Annotated in this window: 9 protein-coding genes; 5 read left to right on the top strand and 4 right to left on the bottom strand. The window is 73.1% G+C overall.

Annotation, left to right across the window (positions count from 1 at the left end):
• The first annotated feature begins 1 nt into the window (after nucleotide 1).
• Nucleotides 2-2182 carry a hypothetical protein gene (locus AB0M16_RS08595; protein WP_365340279.1) on the top strand — a complete coding sequence of 727 codons (2181 nt, stop codon included), beginning with the start codon at nucleotides 2-4 and terminating at the stop codon, nucleotides 2180-2182.
• 115 nt (nucleotides 2183-2297) lie between these two features.
• Here the strand turns inward: AB0M16_RS08595 and treY are convergent, their stop codons facing one another.
• Together treY and glgX are read right to left on the bottom strand one after the other, a co-directional pair.
• On the bottom strand, nucleotides 2298-4646 hold the full coding sequence (gene treY, locus AB0M16_RS08590) for a malto-oligosyltrehalose synthase (protein WP_365340277.1): 2349 nt from the start codon (nucleotides 4644-4646) through the stop codon (nucleotides 2298-2300).
• A 255-nt stretch (nucleotides 4647-4901) separates the two neighbouring features.
• Nucleotides 4902-7022, bottom strand: a complete 2121-nt coding sequence (gene glgX / locus AB0M16_RS08585) for a glycogen debranching protein GlgX (protein ID WP_365340275.1) — start codon at nucleotides 7020-7022, stop codon at nucleotides 4902-4904.
• 151 nt (nucleotides 7023-7173) lie between these two features.
• Between glgX and AB0M16_RS08580 the strand changes: the two genes are divergently transcribed.
• The 4 genes from AB0M16_RS08580 to AB0M16_RS08565 all read left to right on the top strand — a co-directional run bounded on the left by AB0M16_RS08580 (nucleotide 7174) and on the right by AB0M16_RS08565 (nucleotide 11567).
• Complete coding sequence (locus AB0M16_RS08580) at nucleotides 7174-8016, top strand: Tat pathway signal sequence domain protein (protein WP_365340273.1); 843 nt, start codon at nucleotides 7174-7176, stop codon at nucleotides 8014-8016.
• 51 nt (nucleotides 8017-8067) lie between these two features.
• The gene (locus tag AB0M16_RS08575) at nucleotides 8068-9384 is read left to right on the top strand and encodes a copper amine oxidase (protein ID WP_365340271.1); all 1317 of its coding nucleotides are present in this window, start codon (nucleotides 8068-8070) and stop codon (nucleotides 9382-9384) included.
• A gap of 131 nt (nucleotides 9385-9515) precedes the next feature.
• Entirely contained in the window at nucleotides 9516-10769 is a 1254-nt protein-coding gene (locus AB0M16_RS08570; RefSeq protein ID WP_365340268.1) for an SAV2148 family HEPN domain-containing protein, read from the top strand.
• 75 nt (nucleotides 10770-10844) lie between these two features.
• A complete protein-coding gene (locus AB0M16_RS08565; RefSeq protein ID WP_365340266.1) occupies nucleotides 10845-11567 on the top strand; it encodes a 3'-5' exonuclease in 723 nt (240 codons plus the stop codon).
• Between the two features lie 9 nt (nucleotides 11568-11576).
• Here the strand turns inward: AB0M16_RS08565 and AB0M16_RS08560 are convergent, their stop codons facing one another.
• Together AB0M16_RS08560 and AB0M16_RS08555 are read right to left on the bottom strand one after the other, a co-directional pair.
• On the bottom strand, nucleotides 11577-12407 hold the full coding sequence (locus AB0M16_RS08560) for an alpha/beta fold hydrolase (protein ID WP_365340264.1): 831 nt from the start codon (nucleotides 12405-12407) through the stop codon (nucleotides 11577-11579).
• Nucleotides 12408-12477: 70 nt separating this feature from the next.
• Nucleotides 12478-13335, bottom strand: a complete 858-nt coding sequence (locus AB0M16_RS08555) for an aminoglycoside phosphotransferase family protein (RefSeq protein WP_365340262.1) — start codon at nucleotides 13333-13335, stop codon at nucleotides 12478-12480.
• Nucleotides 13336-13580 lie beyond the last annotated feature (245 nt).

The raw sequence follows: 13580 nt of genomic DNA, 5'->3' as shown, positions 1-13580 counted from the left end.
CATGCGCGACATTCTCGAACGCCTGGTCGTCCGGCACACCCTTCGCGTCCCCGCGCCCGACGGCGACCGGGCCGACGGTGAAGGAGCCGCAGCGGCGCGGCAGTTCGACGTCGCCCTGATGTCCGAGGGGTTCAAGCTCTCGGCCGGGCTGCTCGTCGGCCTGGCCGCGCGGGACGAGAAGACCGTCCTGGAGATCGCCGCCCGGACCCTGGAGGCGGTCCGCGAGCTCGTCGGCGACCACGTACGGCACAACCCGTACTTCGTCGGCTTCCCCGCCGGCGTGCCCGACACCGCCGCCTTCTGGACCGAGTGCGTCGCCCGGGCCCTCGCGGACCGGACGGTGCGGCCCGGGCTGCTCGACCGGCTGCGCGAGGGCCGGATCGACCTGCTGACCCTGCCGACGTACGGCCGCTACCAGCACACGTACGAGGACATGGCCGCCGTCCACGACGAGTTGGCCGCGTCCGCGCGCGACCGCGTGACCGTGCTGCATCCCGGCGGGCCCCTCGACGAGGAGGCCACGGCGCTCTACCTGTCCCTGGCCGGCAGCCGCACGCCGCTCGGCGAGGAGCACCTGCGCGACCTGGCCGTGCTCGCTGGGCACCACGCGGACGGCCCGCAACCGGCCGCGATCCCGGTCCGGGAGAACCGCGCGGTCGTCAACCGGGCCCGCCTCGACGCCGGCGCCTGCCTCCTGCTCGACACCGTCACCGACGTCCTCCGCCTGGCCTGCGCCCTCTCGGACGGCGACGTGACCCTGCGCGAGCCCACCCGCTTCCGCGCGCCGTCCCGGCCGCACCGCCGCGCCCTGCTCGCCGCCCTCGACGCCCTCGTCGGCGCGGACCCGGCGAAGCTCGCCGACGTACCCGCGCGCCGGGAGGCGTGGAAGCGGCTCGGGGAACGGCTGCACCCGCACGAGTACCCGCAGTGGCCGCACGCGGCCGAGGTGTTCGCCGTGGCCCGCGGCGAGCGGCCGGCGCCGTCGCTCGCCCGTCGCCTGGAGCGGCTGCTCGGCGAAGGCGACGTCACGGGGGCCGCCGACCTGCTCGCCGCCGCCGCGCCCGGCAGCCTCTTCCGCTCGCTCGACCGGCTGCTGCGCACGGCCGACGAGGGCGAGCCTCGGGAGGCCGTCCTGGACGCCGCCGAGCGGGCCGCGCCCCGCGTGTCCGGACGGGTCGTGCTCTCCCTGCGGGAGCACGTGCAGAACCGCACGGGGGAGGGCGAGCCGCGCCGGGTCTTCGTCAACCGGAGCGGCGGCGCCTGGGTCACGGAGGACACCCGGCGGCCGCTGCCGCCCGCCGTCCGCGAGCGGCTCCTCGCGGTCCTCGACGCCGAGACACGGCGCCGGCTCACGGTCCCGGAGCGGCTGCTCGTCGACCCCGATGTCCTGGACGTGGCGCTCCCGTTGAGCGGCCGGGCGGCCGCGGCGGGACTCGGCACGCTGCCCCGCGGTTCCGTCGCGCCGGTCGAGGGCGACCTGCTGCGGTTCTTCACGTACTGGAAGCAGGCGCGCCGCGACACCGACCACGACCTGTCCGCGCTGGTGCTGGACGCCGACTACGACGTCGTCACCTGGCTGTCGTACACCTCCCTCACGTCGGTCGAGGGCACCCACTCCGGCGATGTCACCGAAGCCCCGCACGGGGCTTCGGAGTTCATCGACCTGCGGCTCGGCGCCGTGCGCGGCAGCTTCCTCGTCCCGCAGGTGCACGTCTACGACGGCGAGGGCTTCGACAGCGTCGAGGAGTCGTTCTTCGGCTTCATGCTGCGCGACGCCGACCAGGCGGGGAGGCCCTTCGAACCGCGCACCGTGCGCATGAAGTCGGACCTGCGCGGCCCCGGCAGGATCGCGCTGCCGCTCGCCTTCCGGCGTGACGCCGAGGGTCGGTGGCAGGCCCGCTGGCTGCACCTGTACCTCAAGGGCGAGCCCAGGGAGAACCGCGTCGAGGAGAACGTGGTCACCTTCGCCGTGCTGGTGCGCGGACTGGTCGAACGGACCCCGCTGACCGTCCGGCACCTCACGGACCTCATGGCCGGGGCGGGCGCGCGCACCACACTGTGGGACGGCGGGACCCTGCCGGAAGAACCCGTCACCTTCATCGGGCTCGCGCGCCCCGACGGCCTCGCCCCGGGCTCGCGGGTGATCACACCGGAGAATCTGCGCGACCTGATCCCCGCCTGAGTGTTACGGTCCTTCCGGGGCGAGGCCATGAACGGGCTTCCTTCTCACGAAACCCTATTCGTCCGTAGTCCGTTCGCTCTCCTCGCCCCTTCTCACGCTCACGGTCGGTTCCCCGTCAGGGCGCCTCGGACGGGCGCACGAGCAGTGCCACCGGTCGCGCCTCGAACAGCTCCGCCAGTTTCACCGGCGTGTCCGGACCGCCGGTGAACTCCCGGACCCCGTCCAGGGCGTCGAGCCAGCGGCCCTCCGGCAGCGCGAGCGACGTGTCCTGCCAGCCGCCCGCCTCCGCGAGCCGCAGCGAGAGCCGGGTCACCGCCGTCAGGACCCGGTCCGCGCGGCCGAAGGCCAGACAGTGCGGGGCCGCCGGGCCGGAGGCGGACAGCGGGGCGTACGTGCCCATGGGGCCGAAGTGCTCAGGGTGGTCGCGGCGCAGCCGCAGGGCCGCGCGGACCAGGGCCGTCTTGTCGTCGTCCGCGCCGACCGCGAACGGCGCCCGGTTGTCCGGGTCGACCAGGGCCCGGTACTCCCGCTCGGTGCCCTGGTAGAGCTCCGGCACGCCCGGCATCGTCAGGTGGACGAGGGCGGCCCCGAGGATCTGCGCCCGGATGTGGGGTTCCAGGGCGAACGCCGCCTCCGAGGCGGTGCGCAGCGGGATCCGGCCCGGTCCGGCAGCCACGAAGTCGCCCACCGCCCGCTCGTACCCGGCGTCCGGCTCGGTCCAGCTGGTGTGCAGCCCGGCCTCCCGTACGGACTTGAGGATCGAGGGCCCGAGCCGTGCCGCGTCCGGGCCGCCGAAGCCGAAGGCGGTCTGCCAGGCCGTCCAGGCCAGGTGCGGGTCGGGCGCGGGCACCCCCGAGACCTCTTCCAGGAGCGCCGCCCAGCGTTGCGGGCACTGGGCGAGGACCGCGATCCCGGCCCGTACGTCGGCGCTGCGCTTGGTGTCGTGCGTGGTCAGCACGGTCCCGGTGGCCGGCCAGTCCCGGGCCAGTCGCGCGCAGTAGGCGTGGAACTCGTCGGGGGCGACCGCCGGACGGCCCGGATCGCCGCCCACCTCGTTGGCCGAGAGCAGCGGGGTGTAGCGGTAGAAGGCGGTGTCCTCCACGGACTTGGCCCGCAGCGCCGACGAGGTCTGCGCGAACCGGTGGCGGAACGCACGGTGTTCGGGACCGTCCCCGCGGGAGCCGAGCGCCAGGTCGCGCACCACGTCGACCGCCGTCGCCTCCTCCGGCACCGCGAACGCGGCCTTCGCGCCGCGCGCCGCCTCCGGGGTGAGCACCTGTTCCCCGCCCGTGCGGTACGGCCGGTAGACCGGCATCCGGACGAGGAGCTCCCGGATCGCGGTGTGCAGCGCCCAGGGAGCGTGGTCACGGAGCTGGGGGTCGGCGGCGCAGATCCGGCCCGCGATCCGGGTCAGCGCGGCGGTCTCGGCCGCCAGTTCGTGCGTCACCACCTTGTACGCGGCGCGCCGTGCGGTCGCCTCCCAGTAGCCGCCCCGGTCGCCGGCGCGGCCGACGAACTCACGGTAGACGTCGGCGAGTTCGTCGGCACCCGTCGGGTCGGTGAAGACCCCGTCGATCTGACGCAGGGCGTCGTATCCGGTGGTGCCGGCCACCGGCCAGGACGCCGGGAGCGGCTCGGTGCCGGTGAGGATCTTCTCCACCACCGTCCAGCACCGCCCGCCCGTGGCCTCCTCCAGGCGCTCCAGATAGCCCTCGGGGTCGGCGAGCCCGTCCGGGTGGTCGATCCTCAGGCCTTCGACGACCCCGTCCGCCACCAGGTCCAGGACCTTCCCGTGGGTCGCGGCGAAGACCTCCGGGTCCTCGACCCTGACCCCGATGAGATCCGAGATGGTGAAGAACCGGCGGTAGTTGAGTTCGGTGCGGGCCAGCCGCCACCAGCCGAGCCGGTACCACTGGGCGTCGAGCAGCTCGTCGAGGGGCAGCCGCTCGGTGCCTTCGCGCAGCGGGAACTCCTGCCCGTCGAGGGCGAGGACCCCGTCCGCGACCCGCATCCGGTCGCGCACCTCGGAGAGGCGGCCCGGCAGCACCGGAAGCAGCATCCGCCCGTCGCCCGCCGCCCAGTCGACGTCGAACCAGCGTGCGTACGGCGAGTCAGGGCCCTCGCGCAGCACCGCGCGCAGGGCGTGGTTGTGCCGGGGTGAGGCCGCCATGTGGTTGGGCACCAGGTCGAGGACCAGGCCGAGCCCGTGCGCCCGGGCCGTGCCGGCGAGCGCGCGGAGCCCGCTCTCGCCGCCCAGCTCGGCCCGTACGGAACGGTGGTCGGTCACGTCGTAGCCGTGGGAGGAGCCGGGCACCGCTTCCAGCACCGGGGACAGGTGGAGGTGCGAGACCCCGAGCTCCGCGAGGTACGGCACCGCCCGTTCGGCGGCGGCGAACGGGAACTCCGGCCGGAGCTGGAGCCGGTAGGTGGCGGTGGGCAGCGCCCGTTCCGAGGAGGACGTCATGCGAACGTACGTACCCCGCGCGGAGAGGTCTGTGTCATCGCCTCCCGCGTCCGTTCGTGTGGCGCGCGTTACGTCCGCGTGCGCCCCCACGTCGGCCCGGGCGGCGGCGGGCACAGGTTCACCCGTACGGGTTACCGCCGAACGGACGTGCCCGCCCCCCGGCGGTCGGCTGTCCGCCGCTGCCCGCATGCGCCGCGCCCGCACCGTGCCGCCGCCCGCATGCGCCGCCACCCGCCCCCGCCGCCCGGCTGCGGCTCAGGCCGGCCGGCGCAGCACTGTCAGCGTGAGCGGGGCGAGCGTCACCCGCTCGCCCGCACCCACCTCCGGGCCCTGCTGCGGCGGCATGCCCTCCGGATGGGAGGTGTCCACGACCACCTTCCAGCACTCGCCGTGACTGTCCGGCACCTCGAACTCCAGCTCCTCCGATGAGGCGTTGAACATCAGCAGGAAGGAGTCGTCGGTGATCCGCTCGCCCTGCGGGCCCGGCTCGGAGATCGCGTTGCCGTTGAGGAAGACCGTCAGCGCCCCCGCGTGCGCCGCCTGCCAGTCGCGGGCCGTCATCTCCTCGCCCTGCGGCGTGAACCAGGCGATGTCGGTGAGCTCGTCGTGGGTCCCCTCGACCGGGCGCCCGTGGAAGAAGCGACGCCGCCGGAACACCGGATGCTCGCGGCGCAGCCGCACCATCGCCCGGGTGAACTCCAGGAGCGTGGCCTCCGGCTCGCTGCCGGCCTTGGGCCAGCGCACCCACGCGATCTCGCTGTCCTGGCAGTAGGCGTTGTTGTTGCCGCCCTGGGTGCGCCCGAACTCGTCGCCGTGGGCGAGCATCGGCACCCCCTGCGACAGCATCAGCGTGGCGAGGAAGTTGCGCATCTGGCGGGCCCTCAGCTCACGGATGCCGATGTCGTCCGTGTCGCCCTCGGCGCCGCAGTTCCACGACCGGTTGTAGCTCTCGCCGTCCCGGTTGCCCTCGCCGTTGGCCTCGTTGTGCTTCTCGTTGTACGAGACCAGGTCGCGCAGTGTGAAGCCGTCGTGGCAGGTGACGAAGTTGACCGAGGCGAGCGGACGGCGCCCGTCGTCCTGGTAGAGGTCCGACGAGCCGGTGAGCCGGGAGGCGAACTCGGCGAGCGTGCGCGGCTCGCCGCGCCACAGGTCCCGGACGCAGTCGCGGTACTTGCCGTTCCACTCGGCCCACTGGGGCGGGAAGTTGCCCACCTGGTAGCCGCCCTCGCCCAGGTCCCACGGCTCGGCGATCAGCTTGACCTGGCTGACCACCGGGTCCTGCTGCACGAGGTCGAAGAACGAGGACAGCCGGTCCACCTCGTGGAACTGGCGGGCCAGGGTGGCCGCCAGGTCGAACCGGAAGCCGTCCACGTGCATCTCGGTGACCCAGTACCGCAGACTGTCCATGATCATCTGCAGCACGTGCGGGGACCGCATCAGCAGCGAGTTCCCCGTGCCGGTGGTGTCCGTGTAATAGCGGGGGTCGTCCGCGAGGCGGTAGTACGAGGGGTTGTCCAGCCCCCGGAAGGAGAGCGTCGGGCCCAGGTGGTTGCCTTCGGCGGTGTGGTTGTAGACCACGTCGAGGATCACCTCGATGCCGGCCTGGTGCAGCGCCCGCACCGCGGACTTGAACTCCAGGACCTGCTGTCCGCGGTCGCCCCACGAGGCGTAGGTGTTGTGCGGGGCGAAGAAGCCGATGGTGTTGTAGCCCCAGTAGTTGGCGAGCCCCGCGTCCACCAGCCGGTGGTCGTTCACGAACTGGTGGACGGGCATCAACTCCAGCGCTGTGACGCCCAGTTCCTTCAGATGGCCGATCACCGCCGGGTGCGCGAGCCCCGCGTAGGTGCCGCGCAGCTCCTCCGGGAGGTCCGGATGGAGCATCGTCAGGCCCTTCACGTGGGCCTCGTAGATCACCGTGTGGTGGTACTCCGTGCGCGGGCGCCGGTCGTCGCCCCAGTCGAAGTACGGGTTGACCACGACCGAGCTCATCGTGTGCGGGCCCGAGTCGAGGTCGTTGCGCGCGTCCGGCCGCCCGAAGGGGTAGCCGTACACCGCCTCGCCCCACTTCACGCGGCCCGAGATCGCGCGCGCGTACGGGTCCAGGAGCAGCTTCGCGGGGTTGCAGCGCTGCCCCTGCTCCGGTGCGTACGGGCCGTGCACCCGGAACCCGTACCGCTGACCGGGCATCACGCCCGGCAGGTAGGCGTGCCGCACGAACGCGTCGGTCTCGCGCAGCTCCACCGCCGTCTCCGAGCCGTCGTCGTGGAGCAGACACAGCTCGATCCTGTGGGCGGCCTCCGAGAAGACCGCGAAATTGGTACCGGCGCCGTCGTAGGTGGCGCCCAAGGGATACGCCTGTCCCGGCCAGACCTGCATAGGCGAAACTCTTCCACTTCTGATCCGGGGGCAAGGGGGGTACTTCGGCCAGATCCTGCCCGAAACCAGGGCAACCTCCTAGGACTTCGACCCGTCCTACCGGGTGACCACCCACCTCAATAGGGGGAAAATTGAACAGTCGGGGGGAAATGTGTACGAAATAGTACGCCGTCATCTGGGCAAGGTGGTGGCGGGCACGGCCATGGCGATCACCGGAACCGCCGTCGCGGTCGCGGTCGCCCTGCCCGGCAGCGCCGGGGCCGACGAGGTGCCCCGTGGCGCCGCCGCCGACGGCAAGACCCCCGGGGCCCCGGGCGCGCCGCGCACCGAAGGGCCCGAGCCCGGCCCCGCGACCCTCGCCTCCGCGCCGCCCGAGGGCGCGAAGGGCGTCGGCACCGACCCGCTCACCGACGACGAGCTGAAGCGGGCCGAGGCCCTGGCGCTGACCCCGCCGGCCGCCTCCGCCCAGGGGGTACCGCCGGCCGGGGCGTGGGGGAGGAACGCCGAGGGCGGGCGGGGCCCCCAGCACCTGGGCACCGAACTCGCCGACCCCCGCCCCGGCGACCTGGCCGGCGGCCCCCGCCGCGCCCTCGTCCGCTTCTACGACTACGGGCGCGACGAACTCGTCACCCGCACCGTCGACCTCGACACCGGAAAGGTCGAGCAGTCCCGCGCCCAGCGCGGTGTGCAGCCCTCCGCCCACCCCGAGGAGCTGCGCGCGGCGCTGGAGCTCGTCCTCGCGGACCCGCTCGGCAAGGGCGTCAAGGAGGACTACAAGGACGCCACCGGCAAGGAGCTCACTTCCACCGAGCAGCTCTGGTTCAACGGCGACGTCTACCGCACCTACCGCGAGGCGAAGGTGCCCGCGCCGCTGAAGAAGTGCGGCGAGCACCGGTGCGTCCGGCTCGTCACCAAGATCCTCAACGGCTCCTGGATCGACACCCGCGACCTCGTCGTCGACCTCAGCGCCAGGAGCGTCACCCGCGTCGGCTGACCACCGACCCGGTTCCACCCCGCACGTCCGTACCGAGGGAGTACGTTCGCCATGACCTCTTCGCGACTCCGGCAAGCCCGCACCGCGGGCACCGTCCTCGCCGCAGGCGCCCTGTTCGGTGCCGTCGCCACCACGAGCGGCGCCACGCCCGTGAGCGCCGCTCCGGCCACCCCCGCCGCCCCGACGGCCCCCGCGCCGGCCGACTGCTCGGCCGCCTACCGCATCGAGCAGAAGCTCGACGGCGGCACCGTGTGGCGCATGTGCTGGCGCTACTCCACCGACTCCGGGCTGATCCTGGACAAGGTGACCTACCAGCCGCCCGGCGAGCCCGCCCCCATCCGGGTCCTCAACAGCGCCAAACTCGCCCAGATCCACGTCCCGTACGACGACGGCAACGCCGAGTACGACGACCTCACCGGCGCCGGCTTCGGCTGGGGCCTGCAGAACCTCAAGCCGGGCGAGTGCCCCGGCGGCACCATCACCACCGTGAAGGTGCCCGACTCCGGCCAGGTCAAGGGCCTGTGCACGACCACCCGGGCCCGCGGCCACGCCTACCGCATGGCCAACGACGAGGGCACCAAGGTCTGGCAGGCCCAGGGCAAGGACCTGCTCGTCTACACCGTCAACAAGGTCGCCTGGTACGAGTACATCACCGAGTGGCGGTTCTCCTCCGACGGCACCATCGCCGCCAACGTCGGCGCCACCGGAAGCCTCTCGCCCGGCGACTACGACGCCACCGACGGACGCGGCTGGCCCATCGGTCAGGGCGCCCGCGACTACGCCACCAGCCACGCCCACAACGTGTTCTGGAAGCTGGACTTCGGCCTCGACGGCAGCGACAAGGGCCGCATCGAGCAGTACGACTCCACGGTCACCCCGCCGGCTCGCGACGGTAGCCCCACCGTCCGGACCAAGCGCACCCCGGTCACCAAGGAGCTCGCCGGGGACGCCAGGAACATGCGCTGGTGGCGGGTGGTGAGCGCGACCGGCAAGAACAAGGACGGCCACGCACGCTCGTACGAGATCGTGCCCGGCCACACCAACACCTACGCCGGCCGCGGCTTCACCAAGCACGACCTCTACTTCACCCAGGCCCGCGCCTGTGAGCAGTTCGCCAGCAACAACATCCTCGACTGCGGCCGCAACGCCCCCGACAGCGTGGACAAGTGGGTCAACGGGGAGACGCTGACCAACCCGGCCGTGTGGGTCAACATCGGGTTCCACCACGTCGCCCGCGACGAGGACCAGCAGCCGATGCCCGTCCACTGGCAGGGATTCCAGCTCGCACCCAGGGACGTAACCGCTATGAATCCGCTCACTCCGGCCGATCTCGCCGGCCAGAACGGCGCGCCGCGTCAGGGGAGTTGAGCAAAGGGCCGGTCGATCCTGCTGCACCGCCTCCCGCTACCGGAGTACCCTTCCTTGATCGTTGCCGATCGTTGTCAGATGGTGTTCCAGTCGGCCGGACCGGATGTCCGGGAGCAGAAGGCGGTGCGCGGGTGAGCTCGGGAGGTCTGGAGCTGCCCCCAGGCGAGGCGGGTCACGACGGAGGGCCGGCCGACCCCGCGGAGGGGCCGCCCGGTGCGGTCTCCGTCGCACGGCCGGTGGAGATCGGGGCCGAGCTGGAGTGGGGCGCGGAGGCGTGGAGCGAGGTGCGCACCCGGGCCCAGCGGGCCGGTCGCGCCTACATCTGGCTGAATCTCGTCGAGCAGCGCCTGCGGGCCGTCGTCGCTGCGGTGCTGCGGCCGGTCTACGAGCCGGTGCACGGTGAGGAATGGGTCGTGGCGGCGGCCGGACCGGCCGGCCAGGAGTGGGTCCAGAGGGCGGTGGCCGTCCGTGAGGTCTCGCGCCGCAAGGGCTACCTCCTCGACCCGGCCGACGACAACGTGCTCAGCTTCCTCACGCTCCCGCAGCTGCGGGAGCTGATGGTCCAGCACTGGCCGTGCTTCGAGCCCTACTTCGACGACCGGCGCGAGGTCGAGCTCGCCCTGGACGAGCTGGAGGTGACCCGCAACGTCGTCTCCCGCAACCGGGCGCTGTCGCTGACGGTGCTCGCCCAGTCCGAACGGGCCTCCGCCCGGCTCCTGGAGATCCTCGGGAGCGGGGCGGGGGTGCCCTCGGCCGACCGGCTGCCGGTCGACGCCGTCGAGGACCTGGTGGGCGACCGGTACGCGGACGTGGTCTCGGTCCATCCCGACCGGGTCCGGCTCCAGCGGCAGCTGCCGGCCGAGGACCTGTTCGGCGGGGCCCGCCGGCTCGACGCCACGGGCATAGGTCTCAATCTGCTCGTGCAGAACTTCTCCGGGCGGCGCATGGTCCGGCTCGCCGAGTCGGGCTGCCGCACGAGGCTGCTCTTCCTCAATCCGGCCAGCAGCGCGGTGAAGCGGCGCGAGCGGGAACTCGGCCTGAAGAAGGGCGAGCTCAGCCGCGCGGTCGAGATGAACATCCTGCACATGCGCCGGGTGCGCTCCAGTCTGCGCGACCCGGGTGCCTTCCAGATCCACGTCTTCGACGAGACCCCGCGCTTCACCGCGTACCTGGTCGACGGCGATGGGCCGGACGGGGTCGCGGTCGTCCAGTCCTACCTGCGCAAGGCGCGGGGCATGGAGGCGCCGGTCCTGGTGCTGCGGGGCGGCGGACGGAACGTGGTGCGGGCCGGGCAGGGCTTCGACCGGAACGGTGATATCGGACTTTTCGCAACATATAGGGAGGAGTTCGAGTCGGTGTGGCTCGACTCCCGGCCGGTCTCCTGACGCCCCCGACCGGATTGTCAGTGCGGCGTGCGAGGGTGTGCATCACCACGGGGGAGATCACGTAAGGAGGACCCGATGGCTTGGCATGGGGAACCGCTGGTCGGCTTCGACCTGGAGACGACCGGCACCGACCCGCTGGAGGCCCGTATCGTCACGGCCTCGATCGTCGGCGTCCACGGCGACCGGGTCGTCCGGCAGCGCGACTGGCTCGCCGACCCCGGCATCCGCATCCCCGCGCAGGCGTCCGCGATCCACGGCATCAGCAACGAGCGCGCCGCGGCCGAGGGCCGCCCGGTGCGCGAGGTGGCCGACGAGATCGCCGAGACCCTGACCGGCTACTGGACCCAGGGCGTCCCGGTCGTGGCGTACAACGCCTCGTTCGACCTGACCCTGCTCGCCGCCGAGCTGCGGCGGCACGGACTGCCCTCGCTCGACGAGCGGCTCGGCGGCACGGGCACGGGCCCGGTCGTCGACCCGTACACGATCGACCGGGCCGTCGACCGCTACCGGCGCGGCAAGCGCACCCTGGAAGCGGTCTGCGCGGAGTACGGGGTGGAGCTCACCGCCGCCCACCAGGCGGCGGCCGACGCGCTCGCCGCCGTCCGGGTCGCGATCGCGATAGCCGAGCGGCACGCCTCGGTCGCCGCTCTCGACCCGGCCGAGCTGCACGAGCGCCAGATCGGCTGGTACCGGGAATGGGCCGAGGACTTCCAGTCCTTCCTGCGCCGCAAGGGCGAGGCGGACGCGGTCGTCGACCCGGTCTGGCCGGTGCGCGAGCCGGCGCCGGTGGCCTCCTAGCCGTCCCCGTCAGCCGTTCTCCTTCAAGAAGGAGAGCAGCAGATCGTTCACCTTCTCCGGCTGGTCCAGCTGGAGCCAGTGACCGGCGTCCTCCACGCGCTCGTAGCGCCAGCGTCCGGCGACGTGCTCGGCGGTGTCCGCCATCGACCGCTCGGTGAGGAAACGGTCGCCGGTGGACCACAGGCCCATGACGGGGACCTGCTCGGGCAGCGGCGGCAGCGGCAGCGCGGGCGCGAACTGGACCTCGGCCGGCAGCCCCGCCCGGTAGATGTTGAGCGCCGCGGTGAGCCCGCCCGGTGCCGTCAGCGGTGCGAGGACGGCGTCCCGGTCCGGGTGCTCGCCCAGCATCTCGCGCAGGTGGGCGTGGTCGTCGTGCGCGAGCCAGGCCTCCGCCACCTCCGGCAGCTGGAACAGCAGCATGTACCAGGACCGCTGCTTCTGCTCCCAGCCGGCGTTCCGGATCGCGGCGAAGTGCCCCACCGACAGGATGCTCAGGCTCTGCACCCGGTCCGGCAGCACCTGAGCGAAGCCCTGGACGATGCCGGAACCCCAGTCGTGGCCGACCAGATGGGCGCGGTCGATCTCCAGGTGGTCGAGCAGCTGCACCAGGTCGCCCACGTGCTTCGCCGGGTGGTACGCCTCCGGGCCGCCCGCCGGCCGGTCCGAGCCGCCGAAGCCGCGCAGGGTCGGCGCGACGGTCGTGAAGCCGGCCGCGTTGAGCACCGGGATCTGGTGGCGCCACAGCTCGTGCGAGTCCGGGAAGCCGTGCACCAGCAGTACGGCCGGTCCCTCACCGCTGACCTCGACGTCGAGCGTGACGTCCGACAGTTCGATGCGCATCCTCAACACCCCGTTCGTTACCGGTCGGTTCGACGGGCCCATCATGTCAGGACGCGTGCGAGGGCCGATGTCAGAACGGGTACCAGCGCACCTCGGGGTCGCCGTCCCGCAGCGAGGCCACCCGCCGCTCGAACTCGGCGAGCGCCTTCGGGTTCGCCGGCGCGTGCTGGGCCACCCAGGCGCAGCTCGCGGTCTCCCGCGCCCCGCGCAGCACGGCGCAGCCCTCCCACTCCCGGACGTCCCAGCCGTAGGCCTCGGTGAAGGCGTCGTAGGCGGCCGGGTCCAGCCCGTAGCGGTCCCGGGACAGCGCGAGCACCACGAGGTCGTGTTCGCGCAGATCGGACGAGAAGGTCTCCAGGTCCACCAGGACCGGCCCGTCGGGGCCGACGTGGACGTTGCGGGGGAGCGCGTCGCCGTGGATCGGGCCCGGTGTGAGGTGCGGGGTGAGCGCGGCTGCCGCCGGGGCGAAGGAGTCGCGGCGCTCGCGCAGGAAGGCCGCGTCGGCCGGGTCGATCGCGTCGCCCGCCAACCGCAGCCAGCGTTCCACCCCGCCGAGCAGTTCGCGGCGCGGCAGGGCGAGGCCGGCCGGCTCGGGCAGGGCGTGGACCACGCGCAGCAGCGGGGCCAGGTCCCGGGGCTCGGCGGGCCGGACGGCCTCGGGCAGCCGGTGCCACAGCGTGACCGGGTGCCCCTCGGCCACCAGCGGCTCGGCCTCCACGGCCCGGACCGCCGGGACTCCGGCCGACTCCAGCCAGCCGGCCAGGGCCAGTTCGCGCTCGGCACGCGGCAGCAGTTCGGCGTCACGGCCGACCTTCACCACCAGGTCGCCGAGCGCGAAGACCGCGTTCTCCCCCAGGGCGAGCAGTCGCGCGTCGGCCGCCCGCAGTCCCGCGGCGGCCAGGATCTCCCGGGCCCGGGCCTCGTCCATCGTTCTCTCCCCACAGCAGGTGCGCACAGCAGCGCGATTCCGCCAAAGTCTCGCATCCGCGCAGGTCACCTTGACGAACCGACGGCCCGTCAGGACGATGACCGGGTCCCAGGCAGGGCCTGATCCGGAGGACAGGCCCCAGGGGGTGTGGCGGCGGGGGGCGGGGGCGGGCCTGCGCCCACCCCCGCCCACCACGACCCCCCCCAGCCCGGCCACCCAGCCGCGGGGGGCGGCGTGCGCGGAGT

It is taken from the genome of Streptomyces sp. NPDC051921 (assembly GCF_040680975.1).
GTDB lineage: Bacteria > Actinomycetota > Actinomycetes > Streptomycetales > Streptomycetaceae > Streptomyces.
Note: the sequence above shows the minus strand (reverse complement) of the source record. Positions and strands in the feature narration are given on the sequence as shown.

What these genes read in the sequence shown, in the direction of transcription:
- AB0M16_RS08595 (WP_365340279.1), top strand. Translation starts at nt 2, where the DNA reads ATGCGCGACATTCTCGAACGCCTGGTCGTCCGGCACACCCTTCGCGTC.
- treY (WP_365340277.1), bottom strand. Translation starts at nt 4,646, where the DNA reads ATGACGTCCTCCTCGGAACGGGCGCTGCCCACCGCCACCTACCGGCTC.
- glgX (WP_365340275.1), bottom strand. Translation starts at nt 7,022, where the DNA reads ATGCAGGTCTGGCCGGGACAGGCGTATCCCTTGGGCGCCACCTACGAC.
- AB0M16_RS08575 (WP_365340271.1), top strand. Translation starts at nt 8,068, where the DNA reads ATGACCTCTTCGCGACTCCGGCAAGCCCGCACCGCGGGCACCGTCCTC.
- AB0M16_RS08565 (WP_365340266.1), top strand. Translation starts at nt 10,845, where the DNA reads ATGGCTTGGCATGGGGAACCGCTGGTCGGCTTCGACCTGGAGACGACC.
- AB0M16_RS08560 (WP_365340264.1), bottom strand. Translation starts at nt 12,407, where the DNA reads ATGCGCATCGAACTGTCGGACGTCACGCTCGACGTCGAGGTCAGCGGT.
- AB0M16_RS08555 (WP_365340262.1), bottom strand. Translation starts at nt 13,335, where the DNA reads ATGGACGAGGCCCGGGCCCGGGAGATCCTGGCCGCCGCGGGACTGCGG.